We start from the raw sequence: 24,123 nt of genomic DNA, 5'->3' as shown, positions 1-24,123 counted from the left end.
ACCCGATCGTATGTGCTGGCGTGCAGCGGCTCACACGTAGGCTCCGCTGCATGAGCATCGCCAGCCGACTCGGCCGCCTCGCCCGCTCCGTCGCCCACGACGTCGCCACCGAGGGCAGACGCCGCCTCGAGCAGCGCCTGCGCGGCCGTTCCGGGGGCGCGGGCCCCGCCGGACGCGGCGGAGCTCGACGCGACGACGACCGGCGTGCCGGGCGCGGCGGCGCCGGTGGGAGCGGCGTCGGTTCCCGGCCCGGCGGACGGGACGGCACGGGCTCGGCACGGGCCGGCGCCGGCTCGGACGGTGCCCGGTCGGCGTACGACGCCGGCCGGGCGGAGCAGCGGCGGCTGGACGTGGCCGTCGCCTACGACGTCGACCGGCTCGGCCTTCCGGAGCTCGCCTACGACCCGCGGCGCGACGACCGCGCCGACCCGGGCGAGGTCGTGTGGGCGTGGGTGCCGTACGACGAGGAGGACGGCCGGGGCAAGGACCGGCCCGTGCTCGTGCTCGCGCGGCTCGACGGCGACCTGCTCGGCGCACAGATGACGTCGAAGGACCGCGCCGAGGGCGGCGTGCACACCGACCGGCACGGCCGGTCGTGGATCGACGTCGGTACCGGCGCCTGGGACGGTCAGGGCCGAGACTCGGAGGTGCGGCTCGACCGCTTGCTCCGCCTGCCTCACGACGCGGTCCGCCGCGAGGGCGCCGCCCTCGACCGACGCATGTACGAACGTGTGACCCATGCCCTTGAGTCGAGGTACTGACCACCGCTGACGGCACACGACCCCGCTGGTAGGCTGGGCCGCTGGGTCGGAGCCCCCCTCTCGGCGACGACCAGGGGATCCGTCGGCGCCCGCTCGCCCGGACGGCCCCGACCGATCGTCAGCACTCCCGCCGCGGCGGGCACGCATCAGCCGAACCGAAGGATCATCCACGTGGCGAACATCAAGTCGCAGAAGAAGCGCAACCTGACCAACGAGAAGGCACGCGTGCGCAACCGGGCCGTCAAGACGGAGCTGCGCACCCACGTGCGTCGCGTCCGCGAGGCCATCGCGGCCGGCGACAAGGAGAAGGCCGGCACCACGCTCGCCGCCGCCTCCCGCAAGCTCGACAAGGCCGCCTCGAAGGGCGTCATCCACGCCAACCAGGCCGCGAACCGCAAGTCGAAGCTCGCGAAGCAGGTCTCCGCGCTCTGACTCGTCCCGCCGCGCGGCGGACCGACGATCGACAGGGGCCCCTCCGGGGGCCCCTTCGTCGTCTCTCGCGGCCGGCGACGTCGCAGCCGACCAGCGCCACCACGGGTCGGGAGAGCAGCACCGGTCGCTCGGTGTCGCACCCGCCGAGCGCCACCACGGGCCGCGCGAGCGGTGCCCCTGCGCCCGGGGTCTAGCGGAAGAGCCCGGCCAGCCTCGAGGACCGCGAGGTGGGCCGGGCGGCGTCGATCGCGTCCTCGTAGTGACCGAGCAGCTGGTCGCCGAGCGCCTCCCACGAGCGGGGCAGGACGCGCCGCCGGCCCGCCTCCCCCATGCGTGCGCGCAGCGCGGGGTCGCCGGCCAGGTGCGCGACGTGGGCGACGAGCTCGTCGTCGTCCTCCGCACCGTAGAGGTAGCCCGTCTCCCCCACGGCGACGATGTCGAGCGGGCCCCCCGAGGCCGGCGCCACGACCGGCACGCCGGTGGCCATCGCCTCCTGCAGCGTCTGCCCGAACGTCTCGTGGATGCCGGTGTGGACGAAGACGTCGAGCGCCGCATAGGCGTCGGCCAGCTCGTCACCGGAGAGCTTGCCGGTGAAGTGCGCCGACGCACCCAGGGCTCGCTCGAGCGACGGGCGCGACGGGCCGTCCCCGACGACGAGGAGCCGGACGTCGCTGCGTCCCCCGAGGTTCGCGAGCCGCTCGACCCGCTTCTCCGACGCCAGCCGCCCGACGTACCCCACGACGGCCGCACCCTCCGCGCCGTCGAGCAGGCGCTCGCGCAGCCGCGCGACCTGCGGCGTCGAACGGCGCCGCGGGTGGAACAGGACGGCGTCGACCCCGCGCGACCACTCGCGCACGCGCTCGATGCCGTTGTCCTCCAGGTCGGCGATCGTCGGGCGCGACGGCGCGAGCGTCACGTCGGCCCGGTTGTGGACCGTGCGCAGCCACCGCCAGATCGCGGGCGAGGTGGCCGCGAGCCCGTGCTTGCGCGCGAAGCCGGCCACGTCGGTCTGGAAGACCGCCACCGTGGGGATGCCCCGCCACCGCGCCTCCGCGACCGCCTGGGCGCCGAGACCGAACGGGGCGGAGGCGTGGAGGACGTCCGGGTCGAACGCGTCGAGGATCCGCGAGATCGACGACGACACGAGACCCACCTGCAGGCCGCCGTACTTGAACGACGGGACGGTGACGACCGGGAAGCCGTTGTACTGGCGCGGCGCCGGGCCGGGGCAGACGACGATCGCCTCGTGCCCGCGCAGCCGGAGGTGGTCCAGGACCCGCAGCACGGAGTTCGTCACTCCGTTGGTGGAGGGGATGAACGACTCGGTGACGATCGCGACGCGCATCGGGCCATGCTCATGTCTCTTGGTGACCGCCCGGCTTCGCACACGCCCGATCCTGGTGTCCGTCCGGTGAACGGACGAGTCTTTTCCCGGGGAGTCCTGCCCCGCCGGCCAGTTCCGGCGGCGCGGCCCCACCGGTCTGTCCCGCCCCGTCGGCCAGATCCGGCGGCGCGGTCCCGCCGGCGCGTCCCGTCCCGTCGGCCCGTCTCCTCTCGCCGGCTCACCCGGCGCGTCCCGTCCCGTCACTCGAGCGCCTGACCCCGCTTCTCCGCCAGCAGCAGGGCACCGACCGCGGCGAGCGCGAACGCGACGGCGAACACCGTGAACGCCAGGGCCGCACCGCCGGCTCGCAGGAAGAAGGGGACCGCGAACGGGGCAGCGATCGACGCGAGGCGTCCGAACCCGGCGGCCCAGCCCGCACCCGAGCCCCGCACGACGGTCGGGTACATCTCGGGCGTGACCGCGTACAGCGCGCCCCACGCACCGAGGCAGAAGAACGACAGCAGGCAGCCCGCCGCGATGATCTGCCACGGGTCCTCGGCCAGCGAGAAGAGCCCGGCGGCCAGTCCGGAGCCCACGAGGAACGAGGCGAGCGTCGCGCGCCGCCCCCAGGTCTCGATGAGGATCGCTGCAGCCGCGTAGCCGGGCAGCTGCGCGAGCGTGATGATGACGACGTAGCCGAAGGACCTGGTCAGTGAGCCGCCGTCGGCGCTGAGGATCGTCGGCAGCCAGGTGAACGCGCCGTAGTAGGCGAAGTTGAGGAAGAACCACGCCATCCACAGGCCGATCGTGCGCCGCCGCAGGCGCCCCGCGAAGAGCGAGGCGACGCCCGGACGCAGGTGCTCGTCCTCGGGCGCGGGTTCCGGCTCGAGGATCGCCGCCGACGCCCGCGCCCGCCCCCGGCCCATGTTCATCGGCGGCGAGTCCTCGAACTGCCGGACCGCGGCCTCCGCCTCGGCGTCACGGCCACGGGCCTCGAGGAAGCGCACGGACTCGGGGATCCTGGCGCGGACGTACAGCGCGTACACGGCGGGGACGGCGCCGATCGCGAGCGCCCACCGCCAGCCGGAGTCGTACTCGGCAACGATGAAGTAGCCGATGAGCGCGGCGAGCAGCCAGCCGACGGCCCAGAACGCCTCGAGGACCACGATGACCCGGCCGCGGATCCGGGCCGGCGAGTACTCGGAGACGAGCGTCGAGGCGACGGGGAGCTCCGAGCCGAGGCCGAGCCCGACCACGAACCGCAGCACGACGAACAGCGCCAGCGAGCTCACCAGCGCCGAGGCTCCCGTGGCGAGCCCGTAGACGAGCAGCGTGAGCGCGAACACGGTGCGCCGGCCGATCTTGTCGGCGAGGAGACCGCCGAAGGACGCCCCGATCGCCATGCCGGCGAAGCCCATCGACAGCGCGAGGCTGATCTCGCCGTCGCTGAGGTGCCACTCGCGCGCGAGCGCGGCGATGACGAACGAGATCATGCCGACGTCCATCGCGTCGAGCGCCCAGCCGATGCCGGACCCGGTGAGGAGCCGCGTGTGCCGTCGGGTGAACGGCAGGCCGTCGAGGCGCTCCGAGCGTGTCTGCGCGGGGCGTCGCCCGTCGGACTCGCCGCGTCTGGGCCCGGCCCCCGTGGGGTCGACCATCGAGTGTCCCTTCCCCCGGGATCGATCGGTCCCGGAACCCCGACAACCTACTCCGCGACGACCGTGGGGTGCGCCGCAGCGCCTACGGACGGTCAGCGCCTGAGGACGGTCAGCGGCTGCGCGCCTCGGCGATCCTGCGCACCGCCCGCTCGGTGGCGAACACCGGGTCGCGCGAGAGGCCCTTGACCTCGGCGTCCGCGGCGGCGACCGCGCTGATCGCCGCGGCCAGGCCGTGCGGCGTCCATCCCGCGAGGTCGCGCCGCGCACGGTCGGCCTGCCAGGGCGCGAGCCCCTTGGGAGCACCACCACCCCTCGACGCCGAGACGATCGCCATCGTCCGCAGCTTCGACGCGAGCGCCGCGACGACGGGCACGGGCCCCGTCCCCGTGGCGACGGCGTGCCGCAGCAGCGCGATGGCGGGCCCGAGGCGGCCGGCCACGGCGGCGTCGGCGACCTCGAAACCGGTCGCCTCCACCCGTCCCGCGTGGAACCGCCGCACCTGCTCGGCGGTGATGTCGCCGCCCGAGTCGGCGAGGAGCTGGGCCACCGAGGAGACGAGCTCCGCGACGTCGGAACCGAGCGCGTCCACGAGGTCCTTCACGGCCCCCGGCTCGATGCGCCCCCGTGCGCGACGCACGTCGGCCCGGACGAGGTCGGCCTTGTCCGAGTCCCGCTTCAGGGCCTCGCACCGGACGACCGGGTGCCCGGCCGCGGCCACGGCGTCGAGCAGCTTCTTCCCCCGCGTGCCGGTGTGGTGGCGCATGAGCAGCACCACGTCGGGGGCCGGGTCCTCGAGGTAGGCGAGCGCGTCCTCGAGCAGCGCGTCGGTCATCGCCTCGAGGTGCTCGACGTGCACGAGCCGTGGCTCGCCGAACAGCGAGGCGCTCGTGAGGAGCAGGAGCCGGCCCTTCTCGTAGGCCGCGGCGTCGATGCGGGTGATCTCGACGTCGGGGTCGCTCGCGCGGACCTGGTCGATCACGGCCCGCTCGGCGCGCTCGGCCAGGACCGCCTCGGGCCCGCGCACGAGGACGACCGGGGCCGGCTGGACGGTCTCCCAGGTCAGGTTCGCGGAGCGGCGGGCAGGCACGGGTCCACAGTGCCACGGCGCGCCCACCTCGGGCCCGCGTCGTCCACCGGCCCGGCGGATCCGGGTACCGGGTCGGCCGCGGCGGAGGTGCCCGCGGTCAGCGCTCCGACTGGAAGGCCGAGCCCTGGACGTCGTTCTCGGTGGTGAGCAGGCACAGGACCTCGGTGTCGTCGTCGTCCTCCCAGGTCGCGCGCGACGGCGTGAGTGCCGCGACGGAGTACGTCCCCTCGCTGTCCTCGCCACCGAGGTAGGCCGCGAGCTGGGAGTCGCACTGGCTGGTGGCCTCGGAGTCGACGACGTCGTCGCCCGGGTAGTCGCCGCTGGGCAGGTTGAAGGTGTAGAAGACCTCGGCGCGGTGGGCGCCGTCGCAGGAGATCGGCGAGCCGGGCTCGGGCGCCGTCAGGCACTGGCCGGGGTCGGCGGTGAACACTCCGTCCGCACCCGTGACGGGGTCGCCCATGTCGAAGTCCTCGAGCGAGAGCTCCGGCACCCGGGTCGGCATCCCCGTCTCGTCCTCGCCGCCGGACTGCGTGGTTGCCTCCTCGGTCGGGGCCTCCGGCTCGACGGGCGCGATCGTGATGTCCTCCGCGTCGCCGCCCGCCCCCGGCGCGCCGTCGTCCGTGCCGCGTCCGCACGCCGCGACGAGCAGCCCCGCGATCGCGACGACGGCGAGGCGTCGGCCGGTCGTGCGGTCTCCGTACGGTGGTCGTGCAGGCATGCGTCGTTCCTCTCGTCCGCCGGTCGGCCCGGCATCGGCCCCACAGAGGGTACGCACCCGGGCCGCCCGCACGACCGAGGTGCCCGACGCGACCGACGCGCTCGAGGCGCCCGCACCACCGAGGTGCCCGACGCGACCGACGCGACGCACGCGACCGGCCGAACGCGACGGAGGTGCCCGTCGCGACGGACGTGCCCGTCGCGACGGACGTGCCCGGCCAGGCGCACGCGACCGGGGGCCGGCGCTGTGCGCCGGCCCCCGGAAGGTTCAGGTGCTCAGGACCTGGCCAGGGCCAGAGCCGTCGGGACCACGACGGTCCCGACGAGACGATCAGCCGTTGCTCTGGTAGCCGGAGCCGGTGGTGAGCTCGGCGGACTCGAGCATGCAGATGACCTCGGTGTCGCCGGCCTGGTCCCAGGTGGTCTGCGAGGGGCTCAGGGCGAACATCGCGTACTCGGAGTCCTCGGGGGCGCTGCCCACGTAGGCCTCGAAGTTCTCCTCGCAGGTGGCCTGCGCCTCCTCGCTGACGACGTCCTCGCCCGGGAACTCGTCGGCCTCGATGTTGTAGGTGTAGAACACCTCGAGGTCGTGCTCCTCGTCGCAGCTGATGATCTCGTCGGTCGCCACGCTGTCGAGGCACTCGCCCGGGTTCGCGGTGAACACCCCGGGTGCGCCCTCGCCGTTGTCGAACTCGGACAGGTCGGCGGACGCGCCGGTGTCGCCACCGTCGGTCCCCTCGCTCTCGTCGTCCTCCGACCCGCCCTCGGTGTCGCCACCGGTGCCGGCGCCGTCCGACCCGCCCTCGGTGTCGCCACCGGTGTCGCCGCCGTCGGACTCACCCTCCGTGTCGCCACCGGTGTCACCACCGGTGTCACCATCGGTGCCGCCGCCGTCCGGCGTCGACGGCTCCGACTCCTGCTCGGGCGGGGCGACGGGCTCGTCGTCCCCACAGGCCGCGAGGCCGAGTGCGAGGAACGGCAGGGACGCCACCAGGGCCATCTTGCGTCGTGCGGTCGTGGTCGTGCGCTGCATAGGAACCTCCAAGAGTCCGGGTGAACATCATGCTCACCGCACCGGGGGGCGGTGCTGAGGGAAGACGTTAGACCCGCAGGCACCCACCACCGCACCACATCCGATGGGAAGTGCTCCCCCCGAGAGATCTCCCCGGGTCCGCCGGGGGCCTCCCGTGTCCGTCGGGCTCAGGCGACGAGCTCGGCCGAGCGGAAGGCCGAACCCGTCGTCGGCTCGCTCGAGGTGAGCAGGCAGATCACCTCGCGGTCACCGGCGTCCTCCCAGGTCGTCGGGCTGGGGACGAGCCAGCTGAGCCCGTACCCGGACGCCTCGGGGGTCGTTCCGACGTAGGCGCCGAACCTCTCGAGGCACGCCTCGGTGTCGAAGCCGTCGTGCGGGAACTCGGTCTCCTCCACGGTGAACGTGTAGTAGACCTCCGCCTGGTGCGGGTGGTCGCAGGGGACGACCCGCGTGTCGTCCGAGCTGATGAGACAGTCCCCGGGGGCTGCGGTGAAGATGCCCGGCGCGCCGTCGCCGTGGTCGAACTCGCCCGGGTCCGGGCGCCGGTCGGACGGGCCCGGGTCGTCCTCGTCCTCGGGCAGGTCGGTGCTCGGGGTACGCGGGCCGGTGGGCTCGGGCGGCAGGTGCTCCCCGGCGTCGGGCGGGAGGAGACGGTCCGGGCCGAACCCGATCGCGCCGGTGTGGGCACCGAGGGCGAGCACTCCGATCACGAGGCACGCCACGACGGCGAGGGCTGCGGCACGGATGCGTGTCATCGCTGCTCCTCGGCGCCGTCGGTGGACGAGCGATCCGCGCCCCGCGCGGTCGTCGGTGGTCCGCCCAGCGTATTCGTCTGCATCGGAACGGTCCTCCCCGGTCGCGGGGAGGCCTGCCCGGTCACGGGGAAACCTGCCAGGTCCGGTCGCAGCGCCGCTCACCCGCACCCGACGAGCGTGAGCGAGCCCCCGGACCCAGGGACGAGCCACAGGTCGCCGCACTCGTCGGTGCGCGCCACGCGTGCACCGACGGCGGACCAGGTCTCGACGGCCCGCGGCGCGGGGTGCCCATGGTCGTTGTCCGCCCCGGAGGACACGAGCGCCACCACCGGTGACGTGACCTCGGCGAGTGCGGGGTCCAGGTTGCCCGAGCCGTGGTGCGGGACCACGACGATGTCGACGCCGGACGGCGCACGCTCGACCAGCACGCGGGCGAGCCTGCCCTGCCCCGCCTCCTCCAGGTCACCGGCGACGACGAGACGAACGTGGGAGTCCGGCTCACCGGTGTCGCCACCGCCACCGCCACCGGCCCGTGCCGCCGGCAGCTCGACGAGCAGCGCCATCGACGACTCGTTGACCGCGGACGAGTCGTCCGGCGAGGCGCGCGTCCCGACCCGCGGCAGCAGCACCTCGGCGGTGACGCCGCGCCAGTCGAGCTCCGCCCCCGTACCGACCTCGCGAACCCGGGCCGTGGCTCCCGAGTCCGCTACCGCCTCGAGGGCATCGGCCAACGGGCTCGCGCCGTCGACGGCCGGCACGAGGATCTCGTCGACCTCCGCCACGTCGAGCACCGCCGGAAGGCCCGCGGTGTGGTCGGCGTGGTCGTGGGTGAGGACCACGGCGTCGAGCGTGTCGACCTCGGCGTCGGCCACGCACGTCGCCGCCGAGCCGTCGGCGTCACCGGTGTCGACGAGGACGGCGGATCCCTGCCCGGTGCGGACGAGCAGCGCCGAGGCCTGGCCGACGTCGCACTGGCGGACGACCCAGCCCTGCGGCGAGCCCGCTCCCGGGGCGGTCGGGGCGACCGAGACGATGCCCGGGGCGACCATGACGACGACGAGCGCCCGTACCCGCGCCCCCGTCGTGGCGGTGCGCGCGACGGCGACGCAGCAGAGCACCGTGCAGGCGGCGAGCAGGACGACGCCGAGCGCGCCGCCCGGCCACGGGACCGTCGCGGCCGGGGCGCCCGCCAGGGTCAGTGCCACCCAGGCGATCCACGCGGTGTGCCAGGACGCGACCGTGGCGAGGGCGTGCGCGGCATCGGCGGACAGGGGCGACACCAGTGCGGCCCCGAGCCCGAGGACGGTCGCGCCCGGTACGGCGGGGGCGGCGAGCACGTTGGCGGGCACGGCCGTCATCGCGAGCCGTGGGTCCAGGAGCGCGAGCACCGGAGCGCAGGCGAGCTGCGCGGCCGCCGGGATCGCGAGCCCGTGCGCGAGCCACCGTGGCACCCCTGCCGAGAGCAGCCGGGCGAGCGGTCGGGCGAGCAGGATGATCGCGGCCGTCGCTCCGGCCGAGAGCACGAGCCCGTAGGACCTGGCCAGGGCCGGGTCGGCGAGGAGCAGGACGACCACGGCGGTCGCTAGCGCCGGAAGTGCGCGCGCCGGTCGGCCGAGCAGCCCGGCGAGCAGCACGACACCCCCGGTCGCTCCTGCACGCAGCACCGACGGCTCGGGCCGGACAAGGACGACGAGAGCGACGACGACCGCGGGCCCGATCAGGGCGGCGAGCCGCGGGCGGCCACGGCCGACGATGCCGAGCACCGCGGCCAGGACGAGGGAGACGTGCGCTCCGCTGACCGCCGTGAGGTGGGTGAGCCCCGTGACCCGTGCGGCGTCCTCGAGGTCGGCGGGCAGGGCGCGATCGTCGCCGAGCGCGATGCCCGGCACCAGGCCGCGCGCCTGCGGCGGGAGCGTGTCGGTGGCGCCCCTCAGTCCTTCCCGCAGCACGTCCACGGCCCCCAGGGCGCCCGTCGGCGGCGCGGTCTCGCGCACCGGGTCGTCGGCGAAGATCAGGGCGACCTCTGCCTCCGCGCGTCCGGTGGGCCGTGCGTCGCCGACGACCTCGACGGTCGCGCCGACCCGCAGCCGGTGCTCGCCGGGCGGCGCGAGGACGAGGACCGTGCCCCCGGCGTCCGCGGGCGCGGGGTCCCGGGCGGACGCAGGCTCCCGCGCGGGCGCGACCGTGCGGAGGTCGAGGACGAACCGTTCCTGGCCCCGGCCTGCCGTGTCGGGGTCACCGAGCACCACGCCCTCGACGACGACCTCCGACCCCTCGGCAGCGAGCAAGGTCAGCGGGTGCGCCTCACGGTCCGCGTGGTGGAACGTGACCACCGCGAGGGCGGTGGCGAGGCCGCCGAGCACGAGCGCCACCTGTGGCACCCACGAGGCAGCCAGATAGCCCCGGAGCCGCAGCGCGACCAGCAGGGCGACCAGGGCTCCCGTGCCCGAGAGAAGGCCGGCGGTCGCCACGACGGAGGTCGGCGCGCCGAGCCCGATACCGACGGCCGCCCAGGTCGCCAGTGCGAACGGGACCAGCCGGATGTCGTGCGGGTCCGCCGGCCGGTGCCCGGCAGGGTCGAAGTCTCGGCTCGCGGCAGGGTCGATGTCTCGGCTCCCGGCGGGGTCAGCCGTACGGTGCACCCCCGACCCCGACGAGCCCGTCAGACGATGCGCAGAGGAGCCGGCCGGCCTGGCTCGTGCGTGCTCAGACCGTGACGAGGTCACGCAGCTGGTCCATGAGGACGGGACCGATCCCGGAGACGTCCTGCAGCTCCTCGACGGAGACGAAGGCGCCGACCTGCTCCCGATGGGCGACGATGCGGCCCGCGAGCGCCGGCCCGATCCCCGGCAACGTCTCCAGCTCGCCCGGCCCCGCCGTGTTGAGGTCGATGGGCTGCGCGCCGTCGGCCGCCCCGACCGGTCCAGCCCCGCCCGTGGCGTCCCCGCCCGTGGCACCCGAGCTGTCCCCCGCTCCCGGCGGCGCGCCCTGCGCTCCGGCCGGTGGCTCGCGCGGCTCCTCGCCCTCCACGGGCACGTACACCTGCTCGCCGTCCACGAGCGGGCGGGCCAGGTTGACCGACATGAGATCGGCCTCGGCTCGGGCGCCACCCACGGCGTCGACCGCATCACCCACCCTGGAACCGGGAGCGAGGGAGACGACGCCCGGTCGGGCCACCGCGCCGGCGACGTGCACCACGACGTCGGTTCCGGCTCCGTCACCGGACCCGCCGACCGGTCCTGCGTTGTGCCCGATTCCGTCCGCGCCAGGGGCCGACGGGTCGCCGCCCACCGCGTCGGGGGCTCCGGGGTCGTCCTGCACGCCCGAGCCGGAGCGGTCCGGATCGGCGGCGCCCTCGTCCGCGGCGGCGACCCCAGCGTCGGCCCCGGCGCCCGCCGGGTCACTCCCAATCGCGTCTGCCGGTGAGCTCGCGGTCGCCTCCTCGTGCCCGCCGGCCGCGAGCTCCTCGCCCGGACCCGGGCGGGAGAGCAGGTGGCGAGCACCGAGCGCAGCAACGACGAGCGCGAGGATCACCAGCACCGCCACGACCGCCCGGCGCGAGGGCCAGGCGCGCACGGCCCGGCGCTCTCCCTCCTCGGGATCGACCTCGAGATGACCGGCCGCCGCGGTGTAGGCGACGCGCGTGAGGTCGCGCAGCCGCCGGGTCGCCTCGCTCCGCGCCGGGTCCATGCCAGGGACGCTAGGGAGCGGATCGGTACGACGTCGGCCGGGCACCGCGCGGCTGTGGATGCGGGCGCTGAACCTATCGGTGTGGACCGGGGTTCGCCGTCGCGCGATGGGGTGTCGCGCCGCCGACGCGCTCTACGCTGTCCCCGTGACGGACACCACGGACGACAGCGCGTCGGTCGAGATCGCGCGCCTACGGGCAGAGGCGGCCCAGGCCGAGGCCGAGGCGGCGGAGGCACGGGCGGCGGCCGCCCGAGCAGCCCTCGAGGCGGCCCTCGCGGGCGAGGCCGGCGGCACGCCGGCCGGCACGACGCAGGGCAACGCGACGCAGGACGCCGTCACCGAGGCCGACGCCGGACCCGTCGCCACCACTCAGGCCGACACCACGCCGGGCAACGCCCCGCAGGCCGACGCCACGCAGGCCGCGGCCGCGCCGGCCGACGACACCCAAGCTGACGTCACCGAGAGCGCCGCCCCGCAGGCCGCGCTCTCCGCCCACGCCGCCGAGATCCGCGACGGCTACGCGGCCGAGGGTGCCCTCCTGCCCGTGGGCGTGCTCCTGGAGGACGGCGCGCCGGTCCCGGACGTCCGCGTCGGCCTCCCGCTGGCGACCCTCAACCGGCACGCGCTCGTGGCCGGCGCCACCGGAACCGGCAAGACTCGCACCCTCCAGCTCATGGCCGAGGGCCTCTCCGCGGCGGGCGTCCCGGCCCTCGTCACGGACGTCAAGGGCGACCTCACCGGCCTGCTCCAGCCGGGCACGGGCGGCGAGAAGCTGCGCGAACGTACCGACCCGCTCGGCCAGGACTGGGCGGGTACGGGATTCCCCGTCGAGCTCCTCCGCGTGGGCGAGGGACCGGGCGCGGTCCCCGTCCGGACCACGGTCTCGGACTTCGGCCCGCTGCTGCTGGCCAAGGTCCTCGGCCTCAACGACACCCAGGAGTCCGCCCTCCAGCTGATCGTCCACTGGGCCGACACCGAGGGACTGGCGCTCGTCGACCTCGGAGACCTGCGCTCGGTCGTCGACCACCTGACGTCGGACGCCGGGAAGGAGGAGCTGCGCGGGATCGGCGGCATCGCCACCTCGACCGCCGGCGTCATCCTGCGTGAGGTCTCCGCGCTCGCGGCCCAGGGCGGCGAGGAGTTCTTCGGCGAGCCCGCCTTCGACACGGCCGACCTCCTGCGCACCGCGGCGGACGGGCGCGGCGTGCTCTCGGTGCTCCGGCTGCCCGACCTGCACCAGCGCCCCGCCATGCTCTCCACGTTCGTGATGTGGTTGCTCGCCGACCTGTTCGGCTCCTCCCCCGAGGTCGGCGACACCGACCGCCCCCGGCTCGTGTTCTTCTTCGACGAGGCCCACCTCCTCTTCGCCGACGCCTCGAAGGAGTTCCTCTCCCAGGTCGTCCGCACGGTCCGGCTCATCCGCTCCAAGGGCATCGGCATCGTCTTCGTCACCCAGTCGCCGACCGACGTTCCCGAGGCCGTGCTCGCCCAGCTCGGCGGCCGCGTCCAGCACGCGCTGCGGGCCCACACCCCCAAGGACGCCCGCGCGCTCAAGGAGGCCGTGACGACCTTCCCGACGTCGCCCTACGACCTCGCCGAGGTCCTCACCTCGCTCGGCACCGGCGAGGCAGTCGTCACGGTGCTCGCCGAGGACGGCGCGCCGACGCCGGTGGCCGTCACCCGGGTCCTCGCCCCCGCCGCCGTCATGGGACCCGCGGACGACGAGGCCGCCACCGCGGCCCTGGCGGCCTCTCCCCTGGCGGGTCGCTACGCCGAGCGGGTCGACCCGGAGTCCGCCACCGAGCTGCTCGCGGCTCGGATGGAGGCGTCCGCCCGTGCGGCGGCCGCCCAGGCCGAGGCCGAGCGGCTCGCCGAGGAGCAGGCGCGGATCGAGGCGGAGCGCCAGCAGGCCGACGACGAGCGCCTCGAGGAGATGGAGAAGGAGCTCGAGGCCGCCCGGCGCCGCGAGGAGCGCGAGGCCGAGCGGCGTGCCCGGCAGCGCGAATCGGTGCTCACCTCGATGGCGCGCACCGCCGGGACGTCGATCATCCGCTCGATCCTCGGCAACCGGCGCCGCTGAGCACCACCTGCCCGGCCAGGAGACCCGGCCGGCCCAGAGACCCGTCCCACGAGGAGACCCGGCCGACCGGGAGGCCCGTCCCACCAGGAGACCTGACCGTCCAGGAGGCCCGTCCGGCTACGGGCCCGCCCGGCTACGGGCCCGTCCGGCTACGGGACGACGTTGACCAGGGACGGCGGGCGCACGATGACGCGCCGCGGCTCGGCGCCGTCGAGGTGCTTGACCACGGCCGGTTCGGCCAGCGCCAGCTCACGCAGCTCGTCCTCGCCGATCGACGCCGACACCTCGAGCTTCGCCCGCACCTTGCCCTTGACCTGCACGATCGCGGTCACCGTCTCCTCGACCAGCAGGTCGGGGTCCGCCTCGGGGAACGGCTCGTAGGCCAGCGACCCCGGGTGCCCGAGACGCTCCCACAGCTCCTCGGCGACGTGGGGGGCCATCGGCGCGAGCATGAGCACGAGCGGCTCGATCGCCGCGCGCGGCACCCGCTCCAGGGTCGTCAGATGGTTGTTGAGGACGATGAGCCGGGCGATGGCGGTGTTGACCCGCATGCCCTCCAGCTCGTCGGTGACCTCGGCGACGGTACGGGCCACGAGGCGGGCGGTCTCCTCGTCGGGCGCGTCGTCCGTGACGGTGACCTCCCCGGTGGTCTCGTCGATCGCGTTGCGCCACAGCCGCTGGAGGAAGCGCAGCGACCCGACGACCGCGCGGGTGTCCCACGGGCGCGAGTCGGCCAGCGGCCCCATCGACATCTCGTACAGGCGGAAGGTGTCGGCGCCGTAGGACGCGTACATCTCGTCGGGCGTCACCGCGTTCTTCAGGGACTTGCCCATCTTCCCGTACTCCTGGGTGACCGGCCGGCCCTGCCAGGTGAAGCCGGCGGTCTCGTCGCCCTCGACCTCGTCGGCCGGGACGTGCTGACCCCGGGAGTCGACGTACGCGTACGCCTGGATGTAGCCCTGGTTGAACAGCTCGTGGAACGGTTCCGAGCTCGACAGGTGGCCCAGGTCGAACAGGACCTTGTGCCAGAACCGCGCGTACAGCAGGTGCAGGACCGCGTGCTCCACGCCACCGACGTACAGGTCGGTGCCACCGACCCCGCCCTGCGTGCGCGGGCCCAGCCAGTACTCCTCGATCTCGGGGTCGACGAACCTCTCGGAGTTCGTGGGGTCCAGGTAGCGCAGCTCGTACCAGCACGAGCCCGCCCACTGCGGCATCGTGTTGGTGTCCCGGCGGTAGGTCTGCTCGCCGCGCCCGTCACCCAGGTCCAGGCGGACGTTCACCCACTCAGGCACGCGCCCCAGCGGGGGCTCGGGCGTGGAGTCGACGTCGTCGGGGGCGAAGGTCCGCGGCGAGTAGTCCGCGACCTCGGGCAGGTCGACGGGCAGCATCTCGTCGGGCAGCGTGTGCGCGACGCCGTCCTCGTCGTAGACGACCGGGAACGGCTCGCCCCAGTAGCGCTGGCGGGAGAACAGCCAGTCGCGCAGCCGGTAGGTCACCGCCTGCTCGCCCAGGCCCTTGTCGGACAGCCAGGTGGTGATCGTCGCCTTCGCGTCCTCGACCGTCATGCCGTCGAGGCTGATCTCCTCGTTCGCCGACGCCGTGACCAGGCCGTCTCCCGCCCACGCGCCACCCTCGTGGTCGGCCGGCGGCTCGACGGTGTGGATCACCGGCAGCTCGTAGGCCGTCGCGAACTCGAAGTCCCGCTGGTCACCGCCCGGGACCGCCATGATCGCGCCCGTCCCGTAGCCCATGAGCACGTAGTCGGCCGTGAACACCGGCACCCGGACGCCGTTGACGGGGTTCGTCGCGTACAGGCCGGTGAAGACACCGGTCTTGGTCCGCGCGTCGTCCGTGCGCTCGTCGTCGGTCCGCGCGGCGGCCTGGGCCCGGTACTGCCCGACGGCGGAGGCCGGGTCGGGCGCATCTGACGTCCACACCGCGGGGACGTCGGCGGGCCAGGCGGCCGGCAGCTCGCCGTCGAGCATCGGGTGCTCGGGCGAGACAACCATGAACGTCGCGCCGAACAGCGTGTCCGGACGGGTCGTGAAGACCTCCAACTCGCCGCGGCCGGGAACGTCGAAGCGCACGTTGGCGCCCTCGGAGCGCCCGATCCAGTTGCGCTGCATCGTCTTGACCTTGTCCGGCCAGTCGATGTGGTCCAGGCCCTCGAGCAGGCGGTCGCCGTACGCGGTGATCCGCATCGTCCACTGCAGCAGGTTGCGAGTGAAGACCGGGAAGTTGCCGCGCTCGGAGCGGCCGTCGGCCGTGACCTCCTCGTTCGCCAGGACCGTGCCCAGGCCCGGGCACCAGTTGACGGGCTGCTCGGAGACGTAGGCCAGCCGGTACCCGGCGACGACCTCGGCCCGCTCGACGTCGGTGAGGTCCGCCCAGGCGCGCCCGCCCGGCACCTCGCGCTCGCCGGACTCCAGCTGCGCGACGAGGTCGGCGACCGGCCGGGCGGAACCGGTGCCGCCGTCGGGCCGGACGTGGGTCGGGTCGTACCAGGAGTTGAAGATCTGCGTGAAGATCCACTGCGTCCAGCGCACGTACTCCGGGTCGGTGGTGGAGATCGATCGGCGCTCGTCGTGCCCCAGGCCCAGGCGCCGCAGCTGGCGGCGCATCGTCGCGATGTTCTCCTCGGTGGTGACCCGGGGGTGCTGCCCGGTCTGCACGGCGAACTGCTCGGCGGGCAGGCCGAACGCGTCGTAGCCGAGGGTGTGCAGGACGTTGTCGCCGCGCATGCGCCGGAACCGCCCCACGACGTCGGTCGCGATGTAGCCCAGCGGGTGCCCGACGTGCAGGCCCTTGCCCGAGGGGTAGGGGAACATGTCGAGGAGGTAGAAGCGCGGGCGGTCGGCGCGCGGACCGGCCAGCGGGCCGGTCGGGTTGTGCGCGTGGAACGTGCCCTCGGCCGCCCAGCGGTCCTGCCAGCGCTGCTCGATCTCGCCGGCCAGGGCCGCCGTGTAGCGGTGCGGCGGGGTCGAGTCGTCGGTGGGGTGCGCGGCGGTGGTCTCGGTCGTCATGGTCCTCAGCTCATCCGGTGTGGGGTGCTCGCCTCCGGGCAGAAAAAAACCTCCCGACATGGGAGGTCCGCCGCGCCGAGTCACCGGCCCGCGTGGGGCGGTGGACTGCTCAGCGCGGCCCGGGAAGGAGCAGCACGAAAGCCATGTCGGGCAGGTTACCACCGCCCTGATCGCCGAGAGCGCGGGTCGGCCGGGCGCGCCTCGGTCCGGACCTTGCGCAGGAGACGACGGAGCTCGCGCTGCTCGTCCTCGTCGAGGACGGACATCTCGGCGTGGATGGTCCGCACGTGCCGTCGCCCGACGGCGCGCTGCATCTCGAGCCCCTCCTCGGTGAGGACGAGGTTCGTCCCCCGGGCGTCGTTGACGGCGGGCGTGCGCCGGAGGTAGCCCTTGGCGGCCAGGCGGTCGGCCATCCGGCTCAGGCTCGGCTGGGCCATGAGGACCTGCTCGTTGAGGTCGCGCATGCGCAGGCTGCGGCCCGGCGCGGTGGCGAGGATGAACAGCACGTCGTACTCGGTCTTCGACAACGGCTGGAAGTCCCCGGACGCCTCGAAGGTGCGCATGAGGGTGACCTCGGCGCGCAGCAGCGCCTCCCAGGTGGAGCTGCTCAGGCGCATGCCCGTGTCCGGGGGCGCGTCGCCCCCGGCCGCGTCCCGCGTCGAGTCCACCCGTCGTATCCCTTCGCCGTCCCCGTGGCGCACCATAGTGCAGCGGTCCTGCGCGCCGTCGCCCGCAGCACGGGCACCGCCCAGGCCCTAGCCTGGCGGCATGGCCACCATCTTCTCCCGCATCATCGCCGGCGAGATCCCCGGGCGCTTCGTCTGGTCCGACGACCTGTGCGTCGCTTTCCTCTCGACCGGCCCCCACACCGAGGGGCACGCGCTCGTCGTCCCGCGCGCGGAGGTCGACAACGTGCTCGACGCCGACGAGGAGCTCGTCGCGCACCTCGCCGTCGTCGCTCGCCGCATCGGCGCGGCCCAGCGGGCCGCGACGGGTGCGCCGCGGGCGATGATCGTCGTCGCCGGGTTCGAGGTCCCGCACCTCCACGTGCACGTGTACCCGGCCTGGGACGAGACGGTGCTCGACCCCGCCGTCGCGCGGTCCGACGTCCCGGACGAGGAGATGGACGCCGCGGCCGAGCGCCTGCGCGCCGCCATCCGGGAGACCGGGTTCCCCGCGAACGTCCCCGCGGAGCCGGGCACCTCCCCGACCGTCTGACCCGGGCGGCGCAGAAGCGGCAGCCGCCCCGACTGGAGAGGCGTCCGCCCCGAGGGCGACACTCGTCCCGCCGGAGGCCCGACGCAGGCGCGGCGGCAGCGGGCGCCCACCCGTTGCCGCCACCACCGGAGCCCTCCGCCTAGCCGATGGGCACGAGGGACGCCCCGAGCACCGCCACGAGGGACACGACCGACGCGATCGAGGTGACCGTCGTCATCGTCTTGAGGGTGCCCTTCGTCGACAGGCCGAGCAGCGCCTTGAACAGCCAGAAGAAGTTGCTGTTGACCTGCAGCGCGAACAGCGAGCCGGACGCGATCGCCAGGCCGATGATCACCGCGGGCACCTCCAGGGTGCCGAGCACCGGGGCCACGATGCCGGCCGCCGCGATGGCGGCGACGGACACCGACCCGATCGCCAGGTGCATGAGGGCGGCGACGACCCAGGCCAGCAGGATGCTCACGATCACCGTGACGCCCTGCCCGACGGAGAACAGCCCGCCCAGGATCTCGGCCAGGCCGGTGGCCTCGATGACGGCCCCGAGCGAGCCGCCGACGCCGGTGACGAGCAGGATCTCACCGCTCGTGCGCAGGCCGTCGCCGACGGCGTCGTTGGTCCGCTCGGTCCCCACGACCACGCGGCTCATGACGAACGCCCCGAGCAGGCCCACGAACAGGGCGACGGTCGCGTCACCGATGAAGCTGACGACGGCGTTCTCCACCCCGGCCAGCCCGGCGAAGGCACCGAAGGCGATCATCAGCAGCGGCACGACGATGGGCGACAGTGCCAGCCACAGCGGGGGGCGCCGTTCGCCGTCGGCCTGCTCCTCGGCGGCGGCCTCCTGCTGCTGCAGCGCCTCGGACTCCTCCTCGTCGGTCGCGGGCCGCCACCAGCCGGCGCCCAGCATGCGGTGGAAGAGCCAGATCGTCCCGATCGCGGTGGCGGGACCGATGATGATGCCGTAGATGAGGTAGGTCCCCATCTCGACGCCGAGCAGGGAGACCACCGAGACCGCTGCCAGCCCGGGGACGACGAAGACGTAGCCGCAGAAGATGCCGGTGCCCAGGGCCCCGGCCAGCCGCGCGAGTCCGTGCCTGCCGACGAGCCCGGCCGACGACCGGGCCACGGGTGCGGCGAGGACCACCTGGACGTCGACGTAGATCGACGGGGCGATGGTGCTGAGCGCGACGCCGAGCGCGTACGGCAGGCGTCTGGCGGGCACGATCCGCACGAGCGCCTCGACCATGCTGCGGAAGGCGCCCATCCGGTTGAGCAGCGACCCCATGAGGACGCCGAAGCCGATGAGCAGCCCGATGTCGGCCATGATCTCGCCGAACCCGCCGGTGATCGCCCCCACCGTGCCGCCGAACCCGACCCCGGTGGCCAGCCCGAGGTAGAAGCTGCCGAGGACGAGGGCGATGACGGGATCGACCTTGAACCTGATGATCAGCAGGATGATCGCCACGATGGCGATCGCGGTGTGCACGGCTATCATTCCGACCTCCTTGTTCGGTGCCGCATCGGTGCGACGCCGGCCAAGGCTGCCGACCAGGTCCAGGGGGGTGCACGCTTGTGTTCACTATGTCCACGAGGACGCGCAGCGTCGCCACCGAGGTGCTGGTGGTGCTCAGCGTCGTCGCGGCGGTGATGATGGGTCTGTCGCTGGCGTCCGCGTACGACTATGCGCGGCGCGGCGTCGAGTCGACCGCGGCCACGAAGGTCACCACGGTGGCCGAGACGATCGCCGCCACCGACGACGTGGTGGAGGGTCTGGCCTCCCCCGACCCGGCCGCCGCGCTCGAGGAGGTCGTGGCGCGCGAGCTCGAGCGCACGGCCACCGACTTCATCGTCGTCATGGACCCCGACGGCACCCGGCACACCCACCCCACCGCGAACCTGGTGGGCGAGGAGTTCATCGGGAACATCGACGGGGCCAGAGCCGGCGGGATCGTCCTCGAGCAGTACACCGGCACGCTCGGACCCTCGACCCGCGCGGTGGTGCCGGTACTGCACGACGGCGAGGTGATCGGCCTGGTGGCGGTCGGCATCACCCGCGACCGCGTGGCGGACAACCTGCGCGACGTCCTGCCCCGGGTGCTGCTGACCGGCCTGGCCGCGGGTACGGTGGCCGCGGGAGCGGCCCTGGTCGTGGCCCGTCGGGTGCGCCGGGGGACGCTGGGGCTGGGCGCCGTCGAGCTGCGCCGCCTGCACGACCACCACGAGGCCGTGCTGCACGCGGTGCGCGAAGGACTGATCATCACCGACCGCGACGGGCGGGTCCAGGTCGCCAACGACGAGGCCCGGCGGCTGCTCGGGCTCGACGAGCAGGCAGTCGGACGGCCGGTCGACGAGCTGGACATCCCCTCGGACCTGGCGGGCATGCTGACCGGTGCCGACCGGCACGACGAGGCGCAGGTCCACGGGGGCCGGATCCTCCTGGTCTCCTCGGCCGAGGTCACCCGCGACGACGACCGGATCGCGACCCTGACGACGCTGCGGGACCGCACCGAGCTGGAGGAGCTGACCGGCCAGCTGGGCACGGTGCAGAGCCTCGTCGACGCGCTGCAGGCACAGACCCACGAGGCGTCGAACCGGCTGCACACCGTCATCACGCTCATCGAGCTGGACCGCACCGACGAGGCCCTGCGCCTGGCCACCGAGGAGCTCCGGGCCACGCAGCACCAGCGCGACGCGATCAACGCCGCGATCGAGGAACCCGCGGTCGCCGCGCTGCTGCTCGGCAAGGTGGCCCAGGCCACCGATCGGGGCATCACCCTGGAGCTGGACCCGGACGCCCACCTGGCGGCGGGGCTGCTGCCACCCCGGCAGGCGGTCACCGTCCTGGGCAACCTCGTGGACAACGCGATCGACGCGGTGGCGGCCCTCCCGCCCTCCGCCGAGCGCAGGGTGGCGGTCGACATCCAGACGTCACCGCGCGAGGTGCTGCTCACGGTGGGCGACACCGGGCCGGGGCTGACCGGCGAGGCCGCCGAGCACGCGTTCGACCGGGGCTGGAGCACGAAGGAGGGCCCGCACGCCGCTCGCGGTATCGGGCTGTCGCTCGTGCAGCAGACGGTCGGGTCGCTCGGCGCCCGCATGGTGGTGCACGACCCGCCGGGCGCCACCTTCGAGATCAGCGTCCCGGTGCCGGGGCGGGCGCCCGGGCAGGGGTCGACGGGGGCCGACCGTGGATGACCTCCGCGTGCTGATCGTCGACGACGAGGACGTCGCCGTCACCGGCCACAGCGAGTACGTACGACGCGTCCCCGGCTTCGCCGTGGCGGGCACCGCCTCGACGACTCAGGAGGCGCTCCGCTTCCTGGCCGGGACGCGGGTGGACCTCGTGCTGCTCGACCTCAACCTGCCGGACGGTCACGGCCTCGACATCGCGCGGGCGCTGCGAGCCGGCGGGCACCCGGCGGACGTCATGGCGATCACGGCGGCCCGGGAGATCGAGCTGGTGCGCGCCGCCGTCTCGCTCGGTGGGGTCGGGTACCTGCTCAAGCCCTTCACGTTCGCCGACCTGCGCGACCGGCTCGAGGCCTACCGCCGGTACCGGGAGGGGCTGGCGGCCGCGGACGCCGCCAGCCAGTCCGGCGTCGACTCGGTCTTCCGCGAGCTGCGCCGGCCGGTGCTGGCGACCGACAACGCCCCCAAGGGGCTCGTCGGCAGCGTGCTCGACCGGGTGATCGGTGTGCTGCGCGCGGGCGGACCGGAGGGGCTGTCCGCCTCGGAGGTCGGCGGTGAGGTCGACGTCTCCCGGGTCACCGCCCGTCGATACCTGCAGTATCTCGCCGACTCCGGCCGGGCCGACCGCGGGCAGCGCCTCGGCGGGAGCGGGCGGCCCGAGGTGACCTACACGTGGAGCGGGCCCTGAGCCGCCGGTCGGCTCGGGCCCTGAGCCGCCGGTCGGCTCGGGCCCTGAGCCGCCGGTCGGCTCGGGCCCTGAGCCGCTGGTCGCGGGCCGTCGCGCCGGCCCGCGACCGGCCCGCGACCGGCTCGCGGCCGGCCCTACCCGCCCGCGAGGGTGACGATCGGGTCGCTCGTGGGGCCGTCCGACCCGCCGGCGGGCTCGACAGTCACACCGAGGACGTCCCCGCCTGCGAGCTGCGGGAGCTCGGCCCTGGCGCGACCGTCGTGCGCCGTGAGGACGCCCGCCGACTCCGCGCCCGCCGCATCGATCACCCACAGCTGGTAGTCGCGGTCCTCGCCGAGCTCCGGCAGTCCACCGGCGACGAACACCGCCTCGCCGTCGCCGAGCACCGCGGCCGCGGTCCCGCCACCGGCCACCTCGGCGACCACGAGCTCGCTGCCCGGGCGGGCGAGCAGGTCGTGGATCGCCGCGATCTCCTGCTGCGTCTCCTCCGCGCGCCGGTACTGCTGCACGGCCACGGTCCCGGTCACGGCGATCGCGAGGACCGCGGCGGCGGCCACCAGCACGCGGGGCCAGCGACGGCTGCGGCGGGCCGCGCCGACCTCGTCGACGGCTTCGGCCGGCTTCCCGACGCGGCCGAGTGAGTCAACCGTTCCGCCGACGCCGTCGGCAGCGGCGCCCCCGAGCCCGCCCGCGGCACCGGCGCCGTCGACGTCGGTGCCGGGACCCTCGTCGGGGCCCGCACGGCGTTCCTGCGGCGTCCGCGCGACCGCCCCGAGCACGCGGGCACGCATCCCCTCCGGCGGGGCGATCGCACCACCCTCGGCCAGCAGGGCCGCCGTCTCCCGCAGCGCGCGGGCCTCAGCGGCGAGCTCGGGGTCCTCCCGCACCGCACGCTCGACACGCGCACGCTCGGCGTCGTCGACCGCGTCGAGCGCCCAGGCGTGCAGCAGGGCGTCGACCTCGGCCCGCTCGTGAGCCGCGTCGTCCCGCCCGCGCCGCGACGGGTCGTCGTCCATCAGCCTCCCCTCCATCACGCCACCCCCAGGCAGGTCCGCAGCCGCGCGAGGCCGTCCCGGATCCTCGACTTCACGGTCGGCAGCGCCGCCCCGAGGTCGTGGGCGACCTCCCGGTAGGTGCGTCCACCGAAGTAGGCGCGCTCCACGGCGTCGCGTTGCACGTCGGTCAGCGTCCCGAGGCACGAGACGAGCCGCTCGCGATCGCCGGAGCGCTCGACGCTCTCGCTCACGTCGTCGTAGGGCCGTCCGTAGCCCCGCACGCCCGCGACCTCGTCCCGGTCCCGCTGCGCCTGGACGGCGCGTACCCGGTCGATCGCACGACGGTGAGCCATGGTCGCGATCCACGCCGGCACGCTCCCCCTGGAGGGGTCGAAGCGGTGGGGCCTGGTCCACACCTCGATCATCACCTCCTGGGTGACCTCCGCGGCCAGGTCAGGGTCGCGCAGGACCCGCACGCACGTGCCGTGGACCATCGGCGCGGTCGCGTCGTACAGATCGGCGAACGCCGCCTCGTCACCGGTCGCGACCCTGGCCACGAGGTCGGCGAGCCGGCGCGCGCGGTCCGCGCGGCTCGTGGTCGTACCGGTCATGAGCGGCTCCTCGGAGCTGGGTCGGCAGGCGTCGTCGGCGGGGGTTCGGAGCCGACGGTCCGCCGGACTGCCCCGGCGCTCAGCGCGCCATCAGCATCCACTGGTCCCAGAAGTGGACCAGTGCGTACAGGACGATCGCCGCGTAGAGCACGCCGGTGATGATCCACCGGTCGAGGACGAGCGTACGCGTCAGCCGCTCCCCCAGCCTTAGGTGGCCCGCCTGGGCCGCCCGGGCGGGGACGTGGACGATGACGGGGATGATCGCCGCCCAGACCACGAGACAGTAGGGGCACAGCGCCCGGATCTCGTAGAACGCCGTGTAGACGAAGAACACGAGCGCGACGAGGGCGAAGGCCGCCCCGGCGGTCAGCAGCCACCAGAACCAGCGCCCGAGGCGCCCGCCGGAGAGCAGGATCAGTCCGGTCGCCAGCAGCGCGCCGAAGGCGGCCGTCCCGAGGAGTGCGTTCGAGATGCCGAGGGCGTGCGCCTGCCAGGTCGACAGGAACGTGCCGCAGCCGATGAGCGGGTTGATGTCGCAGCCGAGCGCCGCGCCCGGGTCGGCCGCGACGATGAGCTCGGAGCGGACGAGCTCGATCGAGGCCCACAGGCCCGCGAGCCCGGCGAGCACGAGCAGGATCGACAGCTCGCGCGGTGCGCCTCCGGCCCTCTCGTGCTCGCTCGGCTCCGCGCGGTCGACGACGTCCTCCCAGCCGTCGTCGTCCGTGTGCTCGTCGAGCGCCGCGTCGCGGTCGTCGTGCGGGACATGCTCGTCGAGCTCGGCATCGACGACATCGGCCCCACGGTCGGGGGTCGGGTCGTCGGGACGACGGCGGGGGGTTCGTCGGGTCACGCGTTCAGTATG

General features: G+C 74.5%; 20 protein-coding genes. 6 read left to right on the top strand and 14 right to left on the bottom strand.

The features are described 5' to 3' along the window. The first annotated feature begins 50 nt into the window (after positions 1 to 50). Positions 51 to 761, top strand: a complete 711-nt coding sequence (locus ACZLKG_RS05220; protein ID WP_425709092.1) for a type II toxin-antitoxin system PemK/MazF family toxin — start codon at positions 51 to 53, stop codon at positions 759 to 761. Between the two features lie 171 nt (positions 762 to 932). Then, a complete protein-coding gene (gene rpsT / locus ACZLKG_RS05215; RefSeq protein ID WP_425709093.1) occupies positions 933 to 1,193 on the top strand; it encodes a 30S ribosomal protein S20 in 261 nt (86 codons plus the stop codon). A gap of 190 nt (positions 1,194 to 1,383) precedes the next feature. On the opposite strand, the gene ACZLKG_RS05210 is transcribed toward rpsT, so the two are convergent. From ACZLKG_RS05210 to ACZLKG_RS05175, 8 genes are all read right to left on the bottom strand, one after another. Beyond that, entirely contained in the window at positions 1,384 to 2,538 is a 1,155-nt protein-coding gene (locus ACZLKG_RS05210; RefSeq protein WP_425709094.1) for a glycosyltransferase family 4 protein, read from the bottom strand. A 239-nt stretch (positions 2,539 to 2,777) separates the two neighbouring features. After that, positions 2,778 to 4,175: an MFS transporter gene (locus ACZLKG_RS05205; RefSeq protein ID WP_425709095.1), complete on the bottom strand. Its 1,398-nt coding sequence runs from the start codon at positions 4,173 to 4,175 to the stop codon at positions 2,778 to 2,780. Positions 4,176 to 4,284: 109 nt separating this feature from the next. Beyond that, positions 4,285 to 5,262 carry a DNA polymerase III subunit delta gene (holA, locus tag ACZLKG_RS05200; protein ID WP_463648162.1) on the bottom strand — a complete coding sequence of 326 codons (978 nt, stop codon included), beginning with the start codon at positions 5,260 to 5,262 and terminating at the stop codon, positions 4,285 to 4,287. 97 nt (positions 5,263 to 5,359) lie between these two features. Next, positions 5,360 to 5,980 (bottom strand): septum formation family protein, encoded by a 621-nt coding sequence (locus ACZLKG_RS05195; protein WP_425709097.1) that lies wholly within the window; start codon positions 5,978 to 5,980, stop codon positions 5,360 to 5,362. Between the two features lie 330 nt (positions 5,981 to 6,310). Beyond that, entirely contained in the window at positions 6,311 to 7,012 is a 702-nt protein-coding gene (locus ACZLKG_RS05190) for a septum formation family protein (RefSeq protein WP_425709098.1), read from the bottom strand. Positions 7,013 to 7,179: 167 nt separating this feature from the next. Next, the gene (locus ACZLKG_RS05185) at positions 7,180 to 7,767 is read right to left on the bottom strand and encodes a septum formation family protein (RefSeq protein ID WP_425709099.1); all 588 of its coding nucleotides are present in this window, start codon (positions 7,765 to 7,767) and stop codon (positions 7,180 to 7,182) included. Positions 7,768 to 7,925: 158 nt separating this feature from the next. Then, positions 7,926 to 10,409 carry a ComEC/Rec2 family competence protein gene (locus ACZLKG_RS05180; RefSeq protein ID WP_425709100.1) on the bottom strand — a complete coding sequence of 828 codons (2,484 nt, stop codon included), beginning with the start codon at positions 10,407 to 10,409 and terminating at the stop codon, positions 7,926 to 7,928. Positions 10,410 to 10,473: 64 nt separating this feature from the next. Further along, positions 10,474 to 11,457, bottom strand: a complete 984-nt coding sequence (locus ACZLKG_RS05175; RefSeq protein WP_425709101.1) for a ComEA family DNA-binding protein — start codon at positions 11,455 to 11,457, stop codon at positions 10,474 to 10,476. Between the two features lie 106 nt (positions 11,458 to 11,563). Between ACZLKG_RS05175 and ACZLKG_RS05170 the strand changes: the two genes are divergently transcribed. Further along, positions 11,564 to 13,537 (top strand): helicase HerA-like domain-containing protein, encoded by a 1,974-nt coding sequence (locus ACZLKG_RS05170; RefSeq protein WP_463648161.1) that lies wholly within the window; start codon positions 11,564 to 11,566, stop codon positions 13,535 to 13,537. 149 nt (positions 13,538 to 13,686) lie between these two features. Here the strand turns inward: ACZLKG_RS05170 and leuS are convergent, their stop codons facing one another. Together leuS and ACZLKG_RS05160 are read right to left on the bottom strand one after the other, a co-directional pair. Next, positions 13,687 to 16,563 carry a leucine--tRNA ligase gene (gene leuS, locus ACZLKG_RS05165; RefSeq protein WP_425709103.1) on the bottom strand — a complete coding sequence of 959 codons (2,877 nt, stop codon included), beginning with the start codon at positions 16,561 to 16,563 and terminating at the stop codon, positions 13,687 to 13,689. Positions 16,564 to 16,718: 155 nt separating this feature from the next. Next, complete coding sequence (locus ACZLKG_RS05160) at positions 16,719 to 17,231, bottom strand: MarR family winged helix-turn-helix transcriptional regulator (RefSeq protein WP_425709104.1); 513 nt, start codon at positions 17,229 to 17,231, stop codon at positions 16,719 to 16,721. Positions 17,232 to 17,331: 100 nt separating this feature from the next. Here ACZLKG_RS05160 and ACZLKG_RS05155 point away from each other — a divergent pair, with 100 nt between their 5' ends. After that, positions 17,332 to 17,781 (top strand): HIT family protein, encoded by a 450-nt coding sequence (locus ACZLKG_RS05155; RefSeq protein ID WP_425709105.1) that lies wholly within the window; start codon positions 17,332 to 17,334, stop codon positions 17,779 to 17,781. A 139-nt stretch (positions 17,782 to 17,920) separates the two neighbouring features. Here ACZLKG_RS05155 and ACZLKG_RS05150 read toward each other — a convergent pair whose 3' ends face one another. Continuing rightward, entirely contained in the window at positions 17,921 to 19,273 is a 1,353-nt protein-coding gene (locus ACZLKG_RS05150) for a GntP family permease (protein WP_463648160.1), read from the bottom strand. A gap of 86 nt (positions 19,274 to 19,359) precedes the next feature. Here ACZLKG_RS05150 and ACZLKG_RS05145 point away from each other — a divergent pair, with 86 nt between their 5' ends. Beyond that, a complete protein-coding gene (locus ACZLKG_RS05145) occupies positions 19,360 to 20,973 on the top strand; it encodes a sensor histidine kinase (protein WP_463648159.1) in 1,614 nt (537 codons plus the stop codon). Then, positions 20,966 to 21,655: a response regulator gene (locus ACZLKG_RS05140; protein WP_463648158.1), complete on the top strand. Its 690-nt coding sequence runs from the start codon at positions 20,966 to 20,968 to the stop codon at positions 21,653 to 21,655. Before ACZLKG_RS05145 ends, ACZLKG_RS05140 begins: the two co-directional genes overlap by 8 nt. Positions 21,656 to 21,789: 134 nt before the next feature. Here ACZLKG_RS05140 and ACZLKG_RS05135 read toward each other — a convergent pair whose 3' ends face one another. The 3 genes from ACZLKG_RS05135 to ACZLKG_RS05125 form a co-directional block, all read right to left on the bottom strand. Then, positions 21,790 to 22,671: an anti-sigma factor gene (locus ACZLKG_RS05135; protein ID WP_425709109.1), complete on the bottom strand. Its 882-nt coding sequence runs from the start codon at positions 22,669 to 22,671 to the stop codon at positions 21,790 to 21,792. A 14-nt stretch (positions 22,672 to 22,685) separates the two neighbouring features. Further along, positions 22,686 to 23,261, bottom strand: coding sequence for an ECF RNA polymerase sigma factor SigK (gene sigK / locus ACZLKG_RS05130; protein ID WP_463648157.1), 576 nt, complete (start codon positions 23,259 to 23,261; stop codon positions 22,686 to 22,688). A gap of 79 nt (positions 23,262 to 23,340) precedes the next feature. Continuing rightward, positions 23,341 to 24,111: a vitamin K epoxide reductase family protein gene (locus ACZLKG_RS05125; RefSeq protein WP_425709111.1), complete on the bottom strand. Its 771-nt coding sequence runs from the start codon at positions 24,109 to 24,111 to the stop codon at positions 23,341 to 23,343. Positions 24,112 to 24,123: the final 12 nt, after the last annotated feature.

The sequence above is a fragment of the Georgenia sp. Z2081 genome (assembly GCF_055326445.1).
Note: the sequence above shows the minus strand (reverse complement) of the source record. Positions and strands in the feature narration are given on the sequence as shown.

Coding starts and splice junctions, on each gene's coding strand:
- ACZLKG_RS05220 (WP_425709092.1), top strand. CDS start 51: ATGAGCATCGCCAGCCGACTCGGCCGCCTCGCCCGCTCCGTCGCCCAC.
- ACZLKG_RS05210 (WP_425709094.1), bottom strand. CDS start 2,538: ATGCGCGTCGCGATCGTCACCGAGTCGTTCATCCCCTCCACCAACGGA.
- ACZLKG_RS05205 (WP_425709095.1), bottom strand. CDS start 4,175: ATGGTCGACCCCACGGGGGCCGGGCCCAGACGCGGCGAGTCCGACGGG.
- ACZLKG_RS05195 (WP_425709097.1), bottom strand. CDS start 5,980: ATGCCTGCACGACCACCGTACGGAGACCGCACGACCGGCCGACGCCTC.
- ACZLKG_RS05190 (WP_425709098.1), bottom strand. CDS start 7,012: ATGCAGCGCACGACCACGACCGCACGACGCAAGATGGCCCTGGTGGCG.
- ACZLKG_RS05185 (WP_425709099.1), bottom strand. CDS start 7,767: ATGACACGCATCCGTGCCGCAGCCCTCGCCGTCGTGGCGTGCCTCGTG.
- ACZLKG_RS05175 (WP_425709101.1), bottom strand. CDS start 11,457: ATGGACCCGGCGCGGAGCGAGGCGACCCGGCGGCTGCGCGACCTCACG.
- ACZLKG_RS05170 (WP_463648161.1), top strand. CDS start 11,564: ATGGGGTGTCGCGCCGCCGACGCGCTCTACGCTGTCCCCGTGACGGAC.
- leuS (WP_425709103.1), bottom strand. CDS start 16,563: ATGACGACCGAGACCACCGCCGCGCACCCCACCGACGACTCGACCCCG.
- ACZLKG_RS05155 (WP_425709105.1), top strand. CDS start 17,332: ATGGCCACCATCTTCTCCCGCATCATCGCCGGCGAGATCCCCGGGCGC.
- ACZLKG_RS05150 (WP_463648160.1), bottom strand. CDS start 19,273: ATGATAGCCGTGCACACCGCGATCGCCATCGTGGCGATCATCCTGCTG.
- ACZLKG_RS05145 (WP_463648159.1), top strand. CDS start 19,360: ATGTCCACGAGGACGCGCAGCGTCGCCACCGAGGTGCTGGTGGTGCTC.
- ACZLKG_RS05135 (WP_425709109.1), bottom strand. CDS start 22,671: ATGGACGACGACCCGTCGCGGCGCGGGCGGGACGACGCGGCTCACGAG.
- sigK (WP_463648157.1), bottom strand. CDS start 23,261: ATGACCGGTACGACCACGAGCCGCGCGGACCGCGCGCGCCGGCTCGCC.